The organism is Enterobacter sp. IF2SW-B1 (assembly GCF_001743375.1).
GTDB lineage: Bacteria > Pseudomonadota > Gammaproteobacteria > Enterobacterales > Enterobacteriaceae > Enterobacter > Enterobacter bugandensis.
In genome coordinates this window covers 177,957-194,598 of record NZ_MJAA01000006.1, presented here as the reverse complement: position 1 = coordinate 194,598, position 16,642 = coordinate 177,957, and the positions used below count along the sequence as shown (strand labels likewise).

At 56.4% G+C, this 16,642-nt stretch carries 18 protein-coding genes; 12 read left to right on the top strand and 6 right to left on the bottom strand.

Translation table 11 applies throughout. From position 1 onward, the window contains the following. Positions 1–36: 36 nt before the first annotated feature. Both A6013_RS14175 and acpH read right to left on the bottom strand, forming a co-directional pair. Positions 37–639 carry a peroxiredoxin gene (locus A6013_RS14175; RefSeq protein ID WP_008503347.1) on the bottom strand — a complete coding sequence of 201 codons (603 nt, stop codon included), beginning with the start codon at positions 637–639 and terminating at the stop codon, positions 37–39. A gap of 127 nt (positions 640–766) precedes the next feature. After that, on the bottom strand, positions 767–1,348 hold the full coding sequence (gene acpH, locus A6013_RS14170) for an ACP phosphodiesterase (protein WP_041911095.1): 582 nt from the start codon (positions 1,346–1,348) through the stop codon (positions 767–769). 92 nt (positions 1,349–1,440) lie between these two features. Between acpH and queA the strand changes: the two genes are divergently transcribed. The 7 genes from queA to A6013_RS14135 all read left to right on the top strand — a co-directional run bounded on the left by queA (position 1,441) and on the right by A6013_RS14135 (position 8,107). Beyond that, positions 1,441–2,511 carry a tRNA preQ1(34) S-adenosylmethionine ribosyltransferase-isomerase QueA gene (gene queA, locus A6013_RS14165; protein WP_047367601.1) on the top strand — a complete coding sequence of 357 codons (1,071 nt, stop codon included), beginning with the start codon at positions 1,441–1,443 and terminating at the stop codon, positions 2,509–2,511. Positions 2,512–2,564: 53 nt separating this feature from the next. Beyond that, entirely contained in the window at positions 2,565–3,692 is a 1,128-nt protein-coding gene (gene tgt, locus A6013_RS14160) for a tRNA guanosine(34) transglycosylase Tgt (protein ID WP_045259930.1), read from the top strand. Positions 3,693–3,714: 22 nt separating this feature from the next. Next, complete coding sequence (yajC, locus tag A6013_RS14155; protein ID WP_000007630.1) at positions 3,715–4,047, top strand: preprotein translocase subunit YajC; 333 nt, start codon at positions 3,715–3,717, stop codon at positions 4,045–4,047. 27 nt (positions 4,048–4,074) lie between these two features. Then, the gene (gene secD, locus A6013_RS14150) at positions 4,075–5,922 is read left to right on the top strand and encodes a protein translocase subunit SecD (RefSeq protein WP_072031998.1); all 1,848 of its coding nucleotides are present in this window, start codon (positions 4,075–4,077) and stop codon (positions 5,920–5,922) included. Positions 5,923–5,932: 10 nt separating this feature from the next. After that, positions 5,933–6,904, top strand: a complete 972-nt coding sequence (gene secF / locus A6013_RS14145) for a protein translocase subunit SecF (RefSeq protein ID WP_047367602.1) — start codon at positions 5,933–5,935, stop codon at positions 6,902–6,904. 142 nt (positions 6,905–7,046) lie between these two features. Further along, entirely contained in the window at positions 7,047–7,412 is a 366-nt protein-coding gene (locus A6013_RS14140) for a VOC family protein (protein WP_045259891.1), read from the top strand. A 14-nt stretch (positions 7,413–7,426) separates the two neighbouring features. After that, positions 7,427–8,107, top strand: a complete 681-nt coding sequence (locus A6013_RS14135) for a YafY family protein (RefSeq protein WP_069733285.1) — start codon at positions 7,427–7,429, stop codon at positions 8,105–8,107. Between the two features lie 118 nt (positions 8,108–8,225). On the opposite strand, the gene A6013_RS14130 is transcribed toward A6013_RS14135, so the two are convergent. Further along, entirely contained in the window at positions 8,226–9,110 is an 885-nt protein-coding gene (locus A6013_RS14130; protein WP_028012146.1) for a nucleoside-specific channel-forming protein Tsx, read from the bottom strand. Between the two features lie 270 nt (positions 9,111–9,380). Next, entirely contained in the window at positions 9,381–9,920 is a 540-nt protein-coding gene (locus A6013_RS14125) for a DUF3251 domain-containing protein (protein WP_028012147.1), read from the bottom strand. Between the two features lie 152 nt (positions 9,921–10,072). On the opposite strand from A6013_RS14125, the gene nrdR reads away from it, so the two are divergent. From nrdR to thiL, 5 genes are all read left to right on the top strand, one after another. Beyond that, complete coding sequence (nrdR, locus tag A6013_RS14120; protein WP_008503337.1) at positions 10,073–10,522, top strand: transcriptional regulator NrdR; 450 nt, start codon at positions 10,073–10,075, stop codon at positions 10,520–10,522. Between the two features lie 4 nt (positions 10,523–10,526). Beyond that, a complete protein-coding gene (gene ribD / locus A6013_RS14115; protein ID WP_069733284.1) occupies positions 10,527–11,630 on the top strand; it encodes a bifunctional diaminohydroxyphosphoribosylaminopyrimidine deaminase/5-amino-6-(5-phosphoribosylamino)uracil reductase RibD in 1,104 nt (367 codons plus the stop codon). A gap of 87 nt (positions 11,631–11,717) precedes the next feature. Further along, on the top strand, positions 11,718–12,188 hold the full coding sequence (ribE, locus tag A6013_RS14110; RefSeq protein ID WP_006176874.1) for a 6,7-dimethyl-8-ribityllumazine synthase: 471 nt from the start codon (positions 11,718–11,720) through the stop codon (positions 12,186–12,188). A 21-nt stretch (positions 12,189–12,209) separates the two neighbouring features. Further along, positions 12,210–12,629 carry a transcription antitermination factor NusB gene (gene nusB / locus A6013_RS14105; RefSeq protein WP_006809908.1) on the top strand — a complete coding sequence of 140 codons (420 nt, stop codon included), beginning with the start codon at positions 12,210–12,212 and terminating at the stop codon, positions 12,627–12,629. 77 nt (positions 12,630–12,706) lie between these two features. Further along, entirely contained in the window at positions 12,707–13,678 is a 972-nt protein-coding gene (thiL, locus tag A6013_RS14100) for a thiamine-phosphate kinase (protein ID WP_048961221.1), read from the top strand. 49 nt (positions 13,679–13,727) lie between these two features. Here thiL and A6013_RS14095 read toward each other — a convergent pair whose 3' ends face one another. Further along, a complete protein-coding gene (locus A6013_RS14095) occupies positions 13,728–14,702 on the bottom strand; it encodes an aldo/keto reductase (RefSeq protein ID WP_028012150.1) in 975 nt (324 codons plus the stop codon). A gap of 62 nt (positions 14,703–14,764) precedes the next feature. After that, positions 14,765–16,627: a 1-deoxy-D-xylulose-5-phosphate synthase gene (gene dxs / locus A6013_RS14090; RefSeq protein ID WP_047367605.1), complete on the bottom strand. Its 1,863-nt coding sequence runs from the start codon at positions 16,625–16,627 to the stop codon at positions 14,765–14,767. Positions 16,628–16,642 lie beyond the last annotated feature (15 nt).

Here is a 16,642-nt window from a genome sequence, read left to right as displayed (position 1 = left end):
CCCGCATAAGCGGGCCTTCTTCGTAAACCGTGCCGATTACAGGCTGGATACGTTCTCAGACAGGTATTTAGCAACGCCGTCTGGGGACGCAGCCATACCTTCTTTACCTTTTTCCCACTGAGCCGGGCACACTTCGCCGTGCTCTTCGTGGAACTGCAGCGCGTCAACCATGCGCAGCATTTCGTCGATGTTACGGCCCAGCGGCAGATCGTTCACAACCTGGTGACGAACGATGCCGTTTGCGTCGATCAGGAAGGAGCCGCGCAGCGCAACGCCAGCGTCCGGATGTTCAATACCGTAAGCCTGCTGGATTTCGCGTTTGATGTCCGCAACCATTGCGTATTTCACCGCACCGATGCCGCCTTTGTCGACAGGGGTGTTACGCCATGCGTTGTGTACAAATTCAGAGTCGAAGGAGACGCCAACCACTTCCACGCCACGCTTCTGGAATTCTTCATAACGTTTGTCGAACGCGATCAGCTCAGACGGGCAAACGAAAGTGAAGTCCATTGGCCAGAAGAACAGAACGGTCGCTTTACCGTTGGTGTGCTGTTTGAAGTTGAAGTTTTCAACGATTTCACCGTTGCCCAGAACTGCTGCAGCTGTAAAATCCGGAGCCGGACGAGTTACCAGAACCATATGATTCTCCTGTAGATACTAAGGTTATTTGGAACGCAACGCGAGCCAGTATAGAGAGTGTTCGTGGATAAGACAAAGAGGTGGTGACAATCGTTCCGCCAGCTTTTACCTATCAATGATCGTGCTGTCAGAGCTGCTTGTTTTTCGCCTGCGCCATCATGCGCGGATAAAACTGCCAGAATTGGCTCTCCAGCGCATCGTAATGCTCATCCAGGTCGTACCAGGAGTCGCGCAGCGCATCCAGCCGCGGGCGACGGCTCGCCATGCCATTCAAGACATTCTGGATAAAGTCCATCTCGCGATAGCGCTCCAGCCAGCGTTCCGACCACAGGTAGTTATTCAGATTCACAAAGCGCGGCGGCGAGTCGGGCAAAATGATCGACACCTGCTGGTGGGCGTAGCGCACAAAAGCCGGCAACGGCATCTCCGGCGAGAGCTGTTCCCAGTGGCGAGACAGGAAGTGGTCCCACATCACATCGAGCGTGATCGGCGCAACGCGGCGCGTTTCAGGGCGAAACCACGCTTTCGCTTCCGTCACCTCGGGCAGATTATCAGTGATGACATCAATGCGGCGGTGCATAAAAATCCCGTCGACAACCTCGGGAGAATACGCTTCAGCGGGGTTGCCGCGCACGAAATCGGCCAGCAAATTGCCGGAAAGGGAGCTGTCAGCGAGGTGAGCGAGATGCAGGTGAGCGAGAAAATTCATGCGTTTTATTTGTCCAGTGGCGGCTAGTTGTTGCAGCAAAAGGGTGTGAGCACTAGACTATGCCGCCTGTTTTTAAGTCACGAGTATACGTCATGCGCGTCGCCGATTTCTCCTTTGAACTACCTGAATCCCTGATTGCTCACTATCCCATGCCTGAGCGCAGCAGCTGTCGCTTACTGTCACTGGATGGGCCAACGGGCGAGCTGACGCACGGTACTTTCACCGATTTGCTCGACAAGCTCAACCCTGGCGATCTGCTGGTCTTTAACAATACCCGCGTGATCCCGGCGCGCCTGTTTGGCCGTAAGGCCAGCGGCGGCAAGATTGAAGTGCTGGTCGAACGTATGCTCGATGATAAACGTATTCTGGCACATATTCGCGCTTCCAAAGCGCCGAAGCCGGGCGCGGAGCTGCTGCTGGGTGATGACGAAAGCATCAAGGCGACCATGACCGCGCGCCACGACGCGCTGTTCGAGGTGGCGTTCGACGACGAGCGTACGGTGCTCGATATCCTGAACGCCATCGGCCATATGCCGCTGCCGCCGTACATTGAGCGCCCGGACGAAGAGGCCGATCGCGAGCTGTACCAGACCGTCTATAGCCAGAAGCCTGGCGCGGTCGCGGCGCCAACCGCAGGTCTGCACTTTGATGAACCGCTGCTGGAAAAGCTGCGCGCGAAGGGCGTTGAGATGGCGTTTGTGACGCTGCACGTCGGCGCGGGCACCTTCCAGCCGGTGCGGGTGGACAGTATTGAAGACCACATCATGCACTCCGAGTATGCCGAAGTGCCGCAGGATGTGGTGGACGCGGTGCTGGCGGCGAAAGCGCGCGGTAGCCGCGTCGTGGCCGTCGGTACGACGTCCGTGCGTTCACTGGAAAGCGCCGCGCAGGCTGCAAAGCGCGATCTTATCGAGCCGTTCTTTGGCGATACGCAGATCTTTATCTACCCGGGCTATCAGTACAAAGTGATTGACGCGCTGGTGACCAACTTCCATCTGCCTGAATCGACGCTGATTATGCTGGTCTCTGCGTTTGCGGGTTATCAGCATACGATGAATGCGTACAAGTCTGCGGTAGAACAAAAATATCGCTTTTTTAGCTACGGGGACGCGATGTTTATCACGTACAATCCGCTGGCTTTGAATGAGCGTGTCGGGGAATAAGTCCGCGGCACCGTATGACAACGTTGGACTGTTTTTCTGACGTCGGAGAAAAAATGAAATTTGAACTCGATACCACCGATGGCCGCGCGCGTCGCGGTCGCCTGGTGTTTGATCGCGGCGTGGTGGAAACCCCCGCGTTTATGCCTGTGGGCACGTACGGCACCGTAAAAGGGATGACGCCGGAAGAAGTTGAAGCCACGGGCGCACAGATTATCCTCGGCAATACCTTCCACCTGTGGCTGCGTCCAGGTCAGGAGATCATGAAGCTCCACGGCGATCTGCACGATTTTATGCAGTGGAAAGGCCCGATCCTGACCGACTCCGGCGGCTTCCAGGTCTTCAGCCTGGGCGATATCCGCAAGATCACCGAACAGGGCGTACACTTCCGTAACCCGATCAACGGCGATCCGATTTTCCTCGATCCCGAAAAGTCGATGGAGATTCAGTACGATCTCGGCTCCGACATCGTGATGATCTTCGACGAATGTACGCCGTACCCTGCAGACTGGGACTACGCGAAACGCTCTATGGAGATGTCTCTGCGCTGGGCGAAGCGCAGCCGCGACCGTTTTGACTCCCTGCAGAACAAAAATGCGCTGTTCGGCATCATTCAGGGCAGCGTTTACGAAGATTTACGCGATATCTCTGTTAAAGGTCTGGTAGAGATAGGTTTTGATGGCTACGCTGTCGGCGGTTTGGCTGTGGGTGAGCCGAAGGAAGACATGCACCGCATTCTGGAGCACGTCTGCCCGCAAATCCCGGCGGATAAACCACGATACCTGATGGGTGTGGGTAAACCCGAAGATCTGGTGGAAGGCGTACGTCGCGGCATTGATATGTTCGACTGCGTGATGCCAACCCGCAACGCGCGTAACGGTCATCTGTTCGTTACCGATGGCGTGGTGAAAATCCGTAACGCGAAGCATAAGAGCGACACCAGCCCGCTCGATTCCGAGTGCGATTGCTATACCTGTCGCAATTATTCTCGCGCGTATCTGCATCATCTCGATCGTTGTAATGAGATTTTGGGCGCGCGTCTCAATACGATTCATAATCTTCGCTACTATCAGCGCTTAATGTCTGGTTTACGCAAGGCTATCGAAGAGGGTAAATTAGAGAGCTTCGTGACCGATTTTTACCAACGTCAGGGGCGGGATGTTCCACCGTTGAACGTTGATTAATATTAATAATGAGGGAATTTGAATGAGCTTTTTTATTTCTGATGCGGTAGCGGCAACAGGTGCTCCGGCGCAGGGCAGCCCGATGTCTCTGATCCTGATGCTGGTTGTGTTCGGTCTGATCTTCTACTTCATGATCCTGCGCCCACAGCAGAAGCGTACCAAAGAGCACAAAAAGCTGATGGACTCCATCGCGAAAGGCGATGAAGTGCTGACCAACGGTGGTCTGGTCGGCCGCGTAACCAAAGTGGCTGAAAGCGGCTACATTGCTATCGCCCTGAACGACACCACTGAAGTGGTTATCAAACGTGACTTCGTAGCTGCCGTTCTGCCGAAAGGCACCATGAAGGCGCTGTAATCCCAACTTTTCCCAAAGGGAACTGCCGTGTTAAACCGTTATCCTTTGTGGAAGTACATCATGCTGGTCGTCGTGATTATCGTCGGCCTGCTGTACGCGCTTCCCAACCTGTATGGTGAGGATCCGGCTGTTCAAATCACTGGCGCGCGCGGTGTCGCCGCCAGTGAGCAAACGCTGATCCAGGTCCAGAAAACGTTACAAGAAGAAAAAATTACCGCTAAGTCTGTGGCTCTGGAAGAGGGTGCAATTCTTGCTCGCTTCGACACCACCGACACGCAGCTCCGCGCTCGCGAAGCGCTGATGGGCGTGCTGGGTGACAAATATGTCGTGGCGCTTAACCTTGCTCCTGCAACCCCTCGCTGGCTGGCTGCGCTGAACGCAGAGCCAATGAAGCTGGGTCTTGACCTGCGTGGCGGCGTTCACTTCCTGATGGAAGTGGATATGGATACCGCGCTCGGCAAGCTGCAGGAACAGAATATCGACAGCCTGCGCAGCGATCTGCGCGACAAAGGCATCCCATACACTACCGTGCGTAAAGAAGATAACTACGGCATGAGCATCACGTTCCGCGACAGCGCGGCGCGCGATCAGGCTGTAGATTACCTGACCCAACGTCACCGTGACCTGGTGATCACCTCTCAGGGCAGCAACCAGCTGCGTGCGGTGATGACCGATGCGCGTCTGAAAGAAGCGCGTGAATATGCCGTTCAGCAGAACATCAACATTCTGCGTAACCGTGTAAACCAGCTGGGCGTGGCTGAGCCGCTGGTACAGCGTCAGGGTGCTGACCGTATCGTGGTTGAACTGCCGGGTATCCAGGATACCGCGCGTGCGAAAGAGATCCTCGGTGCGACCGCGACGCTGGAATTCCGTCTGGTGAACTCCAATGTCGATCAGTCTGCCGCGGCGTCTGGCCGTATTCCGGGTGACTCCGAAGTGAAACAGACCCGTGAAGGTCAGCCGGTTGTGCTGTACAAGCGCGTGATCCTGACCGGTGACCACATCACCGACTCCACTTCAAGCCAGGATGAGTACAACCAGCCGCAGGTTAACATCTCGCTGGATAGCGCGGGTGGTAACATCATGTCTAACTTCACCAAGGACAACATCGGCAAACCGATGGCGACCCTGTTCGTGGAGTACAAAGACAGCGGTAAGAAAGATGCAAACGGTCGTGCGGTGCTGGTGAAAGAGGAAGAGGTGATTAACATCGCCAACATCCAGTCTCGTCTGGGTAACAGCTTCCGTATTACCGGTATTAGTAACCCGAACGAAGCGCGTCAGCTCTCGCTGCTGCTGCGTGCCGGTGCGCTGATTGCGCCAATTCAGATTGTTGAAGAACGTACCATTGGTCCAACCCTGGGTATGCAAAACATCCAGCAGGGTCTGGAAGCGTGTCTGGCCGGTCTGGCGGTCTCTATCCTCTTCATGATCTTCTTCTATAAGAAGTTCGGTCTGATTGCGACCTCCGCGCTGATTGCAAACCTGGTGCTGATCATCGGCATTATGTCCCTGCTGCCGGGGGCGACGCTGACCATGCCGGGGATTGCGGGTATCGTTCTGACCCTTGCGGTGGCGGTCGACGCCAACGTACTGATTAACGAACGTATCAAAGAAGAGTTGAGCAACGGTCGCTCTGTCCAGCAGGCGATTGACGAAGGTTATAAAGGCGCGTTCAGCTCTATCTTCGATGCGAACGTAACAACACTGATTAAGGTTCTTATCCTGTATGCAGTGGGTACTGGCGCGATCAAAGGCTTTGCGATTACCACCGGTATCGGTGTCGCAACGTCAATGTTTACCGCTATTGTCGGCACCCGTGCCATCGTGAACCTGCTGTACGGCGGCAAGCGCGTCAAAAAGCTGTCTATCTGAGGAGTGCGTTGTGGCACAGGAATATACTGTTGAACAATTGAACCATGGCCGTAAAGTCTGGGACTTTATGCGCTGGGACTACTGGGCCTTCGGCATTTCAGGTTTACTGCTGATTTTGTCCATCGTCATTATGGGCGTGAAAGGCTTTAACTGGGGTCTCGATTTCACCGGTGGTACGGTCATCGAGATCTCCCTGGAAAAACCGGTCGATATGGACCAGATGCGCGAATCGCTGCAGAAAGCGGGCTTTGAAGAGCCGCTGCTGCAGAACTTCGGCAGCAGCCGCGACATCATGGTGCGTATGCCGCCGGTGCACGATGCCAACGGCAGCCAGGAGCTGGGCAGCAAGGTCGTACAGGTCATTAACGAAACCACCAGCCAGAGCGCGGCGGTCAAGCGTATTGAGTTCGTCGGCCCGAGCGTGGGTGCGGACCTGGCGCAAACCGGCGCCATGGCGCTGCTGGTGGCGCTGATCTCCATCCTGGTGTACGTCGGTTTCCGCTTCGAGTGGCGACTGGCGGCCGGTGTGGTTATCGCCCTGGCGCACGACGTGGTGATCACCATGGGCATACTGTCTCTGTTCCACATTGAGATTGACCTGACCATCGTGGCATCCCTGATGTCCGTAATCGGTTACTCACTGAACGACAGTATCGTGGTATCTGACCGTATCCGTGAAAACTTCCGTAAGATCCGTCGCGGCACGCCGTACGAAATCTTTAACGTGTCGTTGACCCAGACGCTGCATCGTACCTTGATCACCTCCGGTACTACCCTGATGGTGATCCTGATGCTGTTCCTCTTCGGTGGCCCGGTGCTGGAAGGCTTCTCGCTGACCATGCTGATCGGTGTCTCCATCGGTACGGCGTCGTCTATTTACGTGGCGTCCGCTCTGGCACTGAAACTTGGCATGAAGCGCGAGCACCTGCTCCAGCAGAAGGTCGAGAAAGAAGGGGCGGATCAGCCGTCCATTCTGCCGTAAGGCGACGTTTAGCGCGTTATCGGAATCCCGGTCTGTTGACCGGGATTTTTTTTATCTGCTCCTGACAAACACTCCTGACAGTATGCTGTCAGGAGCCCTGCCGTAGACTCCTTCTGAACCCACACAACAGGCAGGAGGATGTATGAAAAGCGTAATTAACTGGTTTGAAATTCCGGTTTCGGATATGGATCGCGCCATCAAATTTTATGAGCCGGTGATGCAGCTCGCGCTGCGTCGCGAGAAAATGGACATTGCCGAGCTGGCGGTTTTCCCGCATGAGGATCCCGCCACCGGAGGAGCGCTGGCAAAATTTGACGGCGTTACGCCCTCTTTGCAGGGCGCTATTATTTACCTGCATACTGACAATCTGGCGGCCACGCTCGATCGCATTGCCTCTGCGGGCGGCGAGTGCGTGTTTGGCCCGCTGGAGCTGCCGCATGGTATCGGCACTATCGCACTGTTTACCGACAGCGAGGGTAACCGCGTCGGCCTTCATCAACCTGCCTGAGAGCGAATGACGTTATGACCCGACGCGCTGACCGTTTGTTTCAGATTGTGCAGATCCTGCGGGGCAGGCGTCTGACAACGGCTGCGCATCTGGCGGACCGGCTTGGCGTGTCCGAGCGCACGGTCTACCGCGATATCCGCGACCTGTCGCTTTCCGGCGTCCCGGTGGAAGGCGAGGCGGGAAGCGGATATCGGCTGATATCGGGTTTTGACCTGCCGCCGCTGATGCTGACAAATAAGGAATCCGAAGCGCTGATGGTCGCGATTCGCCTGCTCAAAACCTGGGGAGGTGAATCGCTGTCGCGCGAGCTGGAGTCGGCCCAGGAGAAGGTGCTGGCTATTCTGCCCGAGGAGAGCCGCAGAAAGGCGGAGCAGACGCGGATCTACGCCCCGGATTTTTGCATGCAAAGCCACTCCCGCAGCGATTTTGACATGATTCACCAGGCGATTTCCGCTCAGCGCGTATTGGCGCTGCATTATCGTGATGAAGCCGGGCTGCTCTCAAAACGTGAGGTACAGCCGCTGGGGTTGTTCTTCTGGGGGGAGCGCTGGCTGCTGGCGGCATGGTGTGAACGGCGCGATGACTACCGCTGTTTCCGGCTCGACCGGTGTCTCAATGTTGTAATGACGGAGAGGCGGTTCAGTGAGAGTGCGGACAGGTCTTTGGCGGATTTTTTGCGCAAGGTGAAGCAGTAAAAAGCCGGGTGGCGAGGTAAAAGCAAAACGGCAACGATGTTGCCGTTTTTTGTGTTTGCACCCTCTCCCGTGGGAGAGGGAAGGGGTGAGGGCACCAGCCCGCACAATCCCGCACTGATTAGAAGTTGTAACCCACGACCAGGTAACCACCCCAGCCGGTAGAGCGGACGCTAAAGTCGCCGTTACCGAAGTTCAGGCTCGCGTCGTCGTTCCACTGGCCACCGTTGTGCCAGTAACGCGCAACAACAGAGTAATGCCAGTGATCGTAGTTCAGCGCCAGGATGTGGCTGGAGGCGATGGAATCGTTGGTACGCGCTTTCTTGCCGTTCAGGTCACGGAAATCGTCGTCGCCCAGGTCTGAGCCCCAGTCAAAGTTAGTGAAACCGATGTAGCTCAGATTACCGCCCCACAGTTGGGTAATTGGCACGAAGTATTTCACTTTGAAACGGTAGCCGTCCCACTCGTTTTCATTCGCTGCGCCGTAGTTCTGCCACTGGTATTTTGCATACACGTTCAGGGACAGGCTCATCGGCAGGCCGGTGTCAATGTCAGTACCCAGACCCATATACCAGGTGCTCTGACGACCGGACTTATTGCGGCCCATGTCGTAGATGTAGTTGTTCGCGAAGTACCACTCTTTGAACGGACCAAACGCCAGGCTGGTACCGGTCAGTTTGTCGATGGAGAAGCGCGGTTCAATCTCCATGAACAGTGGGGAACCGTGGTTCCAGATACCTTTCGCATCGGTGTTACCACCGAAGAACACAGGCGCATCCATATAGCCGTAGAAATCAAACCAGTCTTTCTTGGCGAACGCTTCATATTCCAGGTAGGTATCGTTGCGGATCTGCGGTCCGAAACGGGTGTGGTAGCTGCCTACCACGTTAACGCTCTGGTGCCACCAGTCGGAGAGGTATTGTGGTTTCTCGTTTTCCGCTGCGTTAACAGTGAAAGAGGAGGACAGTGCCAGAACTGCACCGGCTGCGAGTAATGTTTTTTTCATAATCATGCCACTGATTGAAATTCCCTTCCGGGAGTGAAAAATGCGCGAATTGCGTTTCTAAATATTTCGTGTTTCTGCGGTGCCTATTATAGGAATCCCTGCTCACAAAAATATGTGTTGTTTCACATATCTCTCACACGCGTAATCGATTGCGTTCACGTTTGCGTACTTTAAACGGCCGGGATTGTAGCGGCAATCATTTCTGTTGCCAATCCATACGAAATGTAAATGTTAGCGGAGTGACATTTCACTCCGCTCAAAAGGAAGGGATTACTGCGCGGCAGGTTGAATGTCGTGAATGCGGATAAAGCCTAACTGCTCAGGCGTAAGTCCGCTTAGCTGAAGTGGAATATCCACATCGCTGGGCGCTAACACGCTGGCTGGAGCGGTGAACAACTGGTTCTTCACGTTCACCTCCTGGTAGCTCTCCGTGGTGCCCTGGATCTGGCCCCACTCTACCGTGCCGCTGAAGGCGGGCAGCGGATCGTTGGACTCACCGTGAATACGTAATGTTGCGCGCGTACCATCCGCATTCGCCGCCACATTCACCAGAGACATCTTCAGCGTGCCAATCTGGCTATTAAGCAGGGCAGGCGTATTCGCTCCTGGCAGCAGATATACCCCGCTGGTGGATTTAGCGTTCAGCGCGTTTTGCTGGGTGATCTTCACCGTTTCTTTGTTCAGTTTGTCCATCGCCGTGTTGAGCGTATTCACGCTTTGTTTCATCTGGCGGACTTCGGTTTGCTGTGCACAGGCACTAAGGGTGAAGAGGCTCCCCACCAGTAAAATTTTCAGGTAACGTCTTGTCATAGCGTTTATTCCTTGAAATGACGGATCCCCATAATGGTAGCCAGCAACGTACCGCCAGACATAGATCCTTTATCTCAAAAAAGCTCCTCCTTTGTTGTCAGGCCAGATCAGGGTAAAATGAAAATCAGTTAACCAGATAACAGGGATACCGTATGCATTGCCCATTCTGCTCCGCTGTGGATACCAAAGTCATCGACTCTCGCCTTGTGGGCGAAGGGTCTTCTGTGCGCCGTCGTCGGCAGTGTCTGGTGTGCAACGAGCGTTTCACGACCTTTGAGGTTGCAGAGCTGGTAATGCCGCGCGTAGTAAAAAGTAACGACGTGCGCGAGCCGTTTAACGAAGAGAAACTGCGCAGCGGAATGCTGAAGGCCCTCGAAAAACGGCCCGTCAGCGCGGATGATGTCGAAATGGCGTTAAACCACATTAAATCTTACCTGCGTGGCCTGGGCGAGCGTGAAGTGCCGAGCAAAATGATCGGCAACCTGGTGATGGAGCAGCTGAAAAAGCTCGATAAGGTCGCCTATATCCGCTTCGCCTCTGTCTACCGCAGTTTCGAAGATATCAAAGAGTTTGGCGAAGAGATCGCCCGCTTACAGGATTAAGCCCATGCAGGATGAGAAGTACATGGCGCGAGCCATGAAGCTGGCGCAGCGCGGTCGTTTTACCACCCATCCTAACCCCAACGTCGGGTGCGTTATCGTGAAAGATGGCGAGATCGTGGGGGAAGGGTTTCACTATCGCGCAGGCGAGCCGCATGCTGAAGTGCATGCCCTGCGTATGGCTGGGGAGAAAGCGCGAGGCGCGACGGCCTACGTGACGCTGGAGCCATGCAGCCACCACGGGCGCACGCCGCCGTGCTGTGAAGCGCTGATTGCGGCAGGGGTTTCGCGCGTGGTCGCCGCTATGCAGGATCCTAACCCGCAGGTGGCGGGCCGCGGCCTGTATCGTCTGCAACAGGAAGGGATCGACGTCAGCCACGGCCTGATGATGCAAGATGCGGAAGCCATCAACAAAGGCTTCCTGAAGCGGATGCGCACCGGCTTCCCGTTTATTCAGCTCAAGCTGGGCGCCTCGCTGGACGGGCGTACGGCAATGGCGAACGGTGAAAGCCAGTGGATCACCTCGCCGCAGGCAAGGCGCGATGTGCAACGTCTGCGCGCGCAAAGCCATGCTATCCTCACCAGCAGTGAAACCGTTCTGGCTGACGATCCGGCCATGACCGTGCGCTGGGATGAGCTGAATGCCGATACCCAGGCGCTTTATCCGCAGGAGAACCTGCGCCAGCCGCTGCGTATTATTATTGATAGCCAGAACCGCGTGACCCCGGAGCACCGCATCGTGCAGCAGCCGGGTGAAACCTGGATTGCGCGCACCAAAGAAGATACGCGCGAATGGCCGGAAGGCGTGCGCAGCATTATGGTGCCGGAGCATAACGGACATCTGGATCTCGTGGTGCTGATGATGTTGCTCGGCAAGCAGCAGGTGAACAGTATCTGGGTCGAAGCCGGTCCGACGCTCGCCGGCGCGCTGCTCCAGGCGGGGCTGGTGGATGAACTGCTCGTCTACGTTGCGCCTAAACTGTTAGGTCACGACGCGCGCGGCCTGTTTGTGCTGCCTGGCCTTGAAAAACTGGCCGATGCACCGCAACTCACATTCAGCGAGATTCGTCCGGTGGGTCCGGATGTCTGCCTCCATGTAAAGACAGCGTAATTGCTCCCGAAATAGGGAAGCAGTGCGCAAAGTATTATGATAAAATCCGCCCCCCTGCGGGGCCAAATGAACCCGTAAAGGAAGAGTATGAACATTATTGAAGCTGCTGTAGCTACCCCGGACGCTCGCGTCGCCATCACCATTGCGCGTTTCAACAACTTCATCAACGATAGCCTGCTGGAAGGTGCGATTGACGCCCTGAAACGTATCGGCCAGGTTAAAGATGACAACATTACCGTTGTTTGGGTTCCAGGCGCTTATGAACTGCCACTGGCGGCGGGCGCGCTGGCGAAAACCGGTAAATACGACGCGGTGATTGCGCTGGGTACCGTTATTCGTGGCGGCACTGCGCACTTCGAATACGTTGCGGGCGGTGCAAGCAACGGTCTGGCACACGTTGCGCAGGATGCTGAAATTCCTGTCGCGTTCGGCGTGCTGACCACCGAAAGTATTGAACAAGCCATCGAACGTGCTGGCACCAAAGCCGGTAACAAAGGTGCAGAAGCTGCACTGACCGCGCTTGAAATGATCAATGTATTGAAAGCCATTAAGGCCTGATTTTTTTGTAAGGGGAATTCCGTGAAACCTGCTGCTCGTCGCCGCGCCCGTGAATGTGCCGTCCAGGCACTTTACTCCTGGCAGTTGTCCCAGAACGACATCGCTGATGTTGAATACCAGTTCCTGTCAGAACAGGACGTGAAAGACGTTGACGTTCTGTACTTCCGTGAACTGCTGTCGGGAGTGGCGACTAATAGCGCGTATCTCGATGGCCTGATGAAGCCATACCTGTCCCGTCTGCTCGAAGAGCTGGGCCAGGTGGAAAAAGCAGTGTTGCGTATCGCGCTGTTTGAGCTGTCTAAACGTGATGATGTGCCGTACAAAGTGGCCATCAACGAAGCGATCGAACTGGCGAAAACCTTCGGCGCTGAAGACAGCCACAAGTTCGTTAACGGCGTACTTGATAAAGCCGCACCTGCGATCCGTCCCCACAAAAAGTGATCCGCAAACCGGAGTTCTGCATTGCCTGACGGGCAGTGCGGCTCCGGTTTTTTCTTTTATTTGCTGAGGCATAACGTATGGCATGCGGCGAATTCTCCCTGATTGCCCGTTATTTCGACCGTGTCAGAACCTCTCGTCTTGATGTTGAAACCGGCATTGGCGATGACTGTGCACTTCTCAATATTCCTGAAAAGCAGACGCTGGCAATCAGCACCGACACCTTAGTGTGCGGACGTCATTTCTTACCTGATATCGATCCTGCCGATCTGGCGTATAAAGCGCTGGCGGTCAACGTCAGCGATCTGGCGGCAATGGGCGCCGACCCGGCCTGGCTGACGCTGGCCCTGACGCTGCCGGAGGTGGATGAAGCCTGGCTTGAAGCGTTCAGCGATGCGCTGTTTGAACAGCTGAACTACTACGATATGCAGCTGATTGGCGGCGATACGACTGCCGGGCCGCTGTCGATGACGCTGGCGATCCACGGCTATGTGCCGCTCGGTCGCGCGCTGAAGCGCTCGGGCGCTAAACCGGGCGACTGGATCTACGTGACCGGTACGCCGGGAGACAGCGCGGCAGGGCTGGCGATCCTTCAGGATCGCTTAAACGTGACGGACGCTGACGATGCGGCGTATCTGGTGAAGCGCCACCTGCGCCCGACACCGCGTATTCTGCACGGTCAGGCGCTGCGCGAGAGGGCCAGTTCGGCTATCGATCTCTCTGACGGTCTCATCTCGGACCTCGGCCATATCCTGAAGGCCAGCGGGGTGGGCGCGCGCGTTGACCTGGATCTGTTCCCGCTGTCGGAGCAACTGCTTCGCCATGTGGAGCCTGAGCAGGCGCTGCGCTGGGCGCTCTCCGGTGGGGAAGACTACGAGCTGTGCTTCACGGTGCCAGAGCTGAACCGTGGAACGCTGGACGTGGCATTGGCCCATCTTGGCGCAAAGTTTACCTGCATCGGTCAGATCATGCCGGAGAGTGAAGGGCTGAAGTTTGTGAAAGACGGTGCGCCCGTTACGCTGGACTGGAAAGGGTACGATCACTTCGGGTAAGTTTGTGCGCTCAGTATTGCCGGGTAAGCGTACGCCACCCGGCAAGTGTTTACTTAAACCCCACCACCGGATGCTGCTGATACGGCGTCTCCAGCTCGGCAACCTGCTCCGGCGTCAGCGATAAATCCACCGCGCTTAACAACTCGTCCAGCTGTTCTTCCCGCGATGTACCAATAATCGGTGCGGCGACACCCCGCTTGCCCAGCAGCCACGCCAGTGCCACCTGCGCGCGCGTTGCGCCGATATCGTCGGCGATCCCGGCTAAACGTTCGGCAATCAGCGCATCGCTGGCTTCGGTACCGGAATAAAGATTTTTACCCACTTCATCTGATACCAGCCGCGCCGTGGTTTCTCCCCACGGACGAGTTAAGCGTCCGCGCGCCAGCGGGCTCCACGGGATCACCGCCACGCCTTCCTGGTAGCAGAGCGGCAGCATCTCGCGTTCTTCTTCCCGGTAAATCAGGTTGTAGTGATCCTGCATGGTGACAAAGCGCGCCCAGCCGTGCTGCGCCTGGAGATCGAGCGCCTGAGCAAACTGAGATGCGTGCATTGACGACGCGCCGATATAGCGCGCTTTACCCGCTTTCACGACATCGTTCAGCGCTTCAAGGGTTTCTTCAATTGGCGTGTTGTAATCCCAGCGGTGAATTTGCAGCAGGTCGACGTAATCCATGTTCAGGCGTCTGAGACTGTCATCAATGGAGCGCAGGATCTGCGCGCGAGAGAGGCCTTCAGCCAGATCGCCTGACGGGTAGTACACCTTGGTGGCGACCACAATCTCATCCCGACGGGCAAAATCACGTAGAGCGCGGCCCACAATCTCTTCGCTGCTGCCGTCAGAGTAGCTGTTGGCGGTATCGAAGAAGTTGATGCCGCCGTCTATGGCGCGCTTGATGATAGGGCGGCTGCTCTCTTCCGGCAGCGTCCAGGCGTGATTTCCCCGGTCAGGCTCGCCAAAGGTCATGCAGCCCAGGCAAAGCCGGGACACCCTGAGGTCCGTTTTTCCTAATGTCGTGTATTGCATGGTTCCGCTCCTGCTGTTTAAACAATACGTTTAAGCATAGCAGGAGCGGAAAAGGGGAGGGATCAGGCCAGCCAGCTGCGGATTCTGGCTTCGATACCGGCGGCGTCCAGGCCGATGTCGGCACGCGCCTCGTCCTGTGTGCCTTGCGGGATGAAGTGGTCCGGCAGGCCGAGGTTCAGCACCGGAACCAATTTACGGTTCGCCATCAGTACCTCGTTAACGCCGCTGCCCGCACCGCCCATGATGGCGTTCTCTTCCAGCGTGACCAGCACGTCGTGGCTTTCCGCCATGCTCAGAATCAGAGATTCATCGAGCGGCTTCACAAAGCGCATATCCACCAGCGTCGCGTTCAGGGTTTCAGCGACTTTTGCCGCTTCCGGCATCAGCGTACCAAAGTTCAGGATCGCCACTTTTTCGCCGCGACGTTTCACCAGACCTTTACCGATCTCTAGTTTTTCCAGCGGCTGTAGTTCAACGCCAAGGGCATTGCCGCGTGGATAACGTACCGCGCAGGGGCCGTCCTGATAGTGGTAGCCGGTATACAGCATCTGACGACACTCGTTTTCGTCGCTTGGCGTCATGATGACCATGTCCGGGATGCAGCGCAGGAAGGAGAGATCAAACGCCCCCTGGTGCGTCTGGCCGTCGGCCCCCACGATGCCTGCGCGATCGATAGCAAACAGCACCGGCAGCTTCTGGATGGCAACGTCATGGATCACCTGGTCGTAGGCGCGCTGCAGGAAGGTGGAGTAAATCGCCACCACCGGCTTGTAGCCGCCAATCGCCAGCCCCGCCGCGAAGGTGACCGCGTGCTGCTCGGCAATGGCGACGTCGAAATACTGGTCCGGGTATTTTTTGGAGAACTCGACCATGCCGGAGCCTTCACGCATGGCAGGCGTGACCGCCATCAGCTTGTTATCTTTTGCCGCCGTCTCGCACAGCCAGTCGCCAAAGATTTTTGAGTAGCTTGGCATTCCGCCGCTGCTTTTCGGCAGGCAGCCGCTGGTATGGTCGAACTTTGGCACCGCGTGGAAGGTGATCGGATCTTTCTCCGCCGGTTCGTAGCCACGCCCTTTTTTGGTCATGATGTGCAGGAACTGCGGGCCTTTCAGGTCGCGCATGTTTTTAAGCGTGGTCACCAGACCCAGCACATCGTGCCCGTCCACCGGGCCGATATAGTTAAAGCCCAGCTCTTCGAACAGCGTGCCCGGCACGACCATGCCTTTGATATGTTCTTCGGTACGCTTGAGCAGCTCTTTGATCGGCGGCACGCCGGAGAAAACTTTTTTCCCGCCTTCCCGCAGGGAGGAGTAAAGCTTGCCGGAAAGCAGCTGCGCCAGATGGTTGTTCAGCGCGCCGACGTTCTCGGAGATCGACATTTCGTTATCGTTGAGGATAACCAGCATGTCCGGCTTGATATCGCCCGCGTGGTTCATGGCTTCAAAAGCCATCCCGGCGGTGATCGCCCCGTCGCCAATGACGCAGACGGTGCGGCGCTGCTTGTTCTCTTTCTCGGCAGCAACGGCAATACCGATGCCCGCGGAAATGGAGGTCGATGAGTGGCCGACGCTCAGCACGTCATACTCGCTCTCACCGCGCCACGGGAACGGGTGCAGGCCGCCTTTCTGACGAATGGTGCCAATTTTATCGCGACGTCCGGTCAGAATTTTGTGCGGATAAGCCTGGTGGCCCACGTCCCAGATAAGCTGATCGAACGGCGTGTTATAGACGTAATGCAACGCCACGGTCAGCTCAACCGTGCCAAGCCCGGAGGCGAAGTGGCCGCTGGAGCGGCTAACGCTGTCGAGCAGGTAACGACGCAGCTCGTCACACAGCTTCGGCAGACTCTCTTTCGGCAACAGACGTAACTCCTGGGTGGAGTCAACTAACGCCAGTGTCGGGTATTTGGCAATATCAAAACTCATCAAAGGCTCATCGAG

Coding starts and splice junctions, on each gene's coding strand:
- yajC (WP_000007630.1), top strand. CDS start 3,715: ATGAGCTTTTTTATTTCTGATGCGGTAGCGGCAACAGGTGCTCCGGCG.
- ribD (WP_069733284.1), top strand. CDS start 10,527: ATGCAGGATGAGAAGTACATGGCGCGAGCCATGAAGCTGGCGCAGCGC.
- acpH (WP_041911095.1), bottom strand. CDS start 1,348: ATGAATTTTCTCGCTCACCTGCATCTCGCTCACCTCGCTGACAGCTCC.
- A6013_RS14175 (WP_008503347.1), bottom strand. CDS start 639: ATGGTTCTGGTAACTCGTCCGGCTCCGGATTTTACAGCTGCAGCAGTT.
- A6013_RS14140 (WP_045259891.1), top strand. CDS start 7,047: ATGAAAAGCGTAATTAACTGGTTTGAAATTCCGGTTTCGGATATGGAT.
- thiL (WP_048961221.1), top strand. CDS start 12,707: ATGGCATGCGGCGAATTCTCCCTGATTGCCCGTTATTTCGACCGTGTC.
- A6013_RS14125 (WP_028012147.1), bottom strand. CDS start 9,920: ATGACAAGACGTTACCTGAAAATTTTACTGGTGGGGAGCCTCTTCACC.
- A6013_RS14130 (WP_028012146.1), bottom strand. CDS start 9,110: ATGAAAAAAACATTACTCGCAGCCGGTGCAGTTCTGGCACTGTCCTCC.
- dxs (WP_047367605.1), bottom strand. CDS start 16,627: ATGAGTTTTGATATTGCCAAATACCCGACACTGGCGTTAGTTGACTCC.
- A6013_RS14135 (WP_069733285.1), top strand. CDS start 7,427: ATGACCCGACGCGCTGACCGTTTGTTTCAGATTGTGCAGATCCTGCGG.
- ribE (WP_006176874.1), top strand. CDS start 11,718: ATGAACATTATTGAAGCTGCTGTAGCTACCCCGGACGCTCGCGTCGCC.
- A6013_RS14095 (WP_028012150.1), bottom strand. CDS start 14,702: ATGCAATACACGACATTAGGAAAAACGGACCTCAGGGTGTCCCGGCTT.
- nrdR (WP_008503337.1), top strand. CDS start 10,073: ATGCATTGCCCATTCTGCTCCGCTGTGGATACCAAAGTCATCGACTCT.
- queA (WP_047367601.1), top strand. CDS start 1,441: ATGCGCGTCGCCGATTTCTCCTTTGAACTACCTGAATCCCTGATTGCT.
- tgt (WP_045259930.1), top strand. CDS start 2,565: ATGAAATTTGAACTCGATACCACCGATGGCCGCGCGCGTCGCGGTCGC.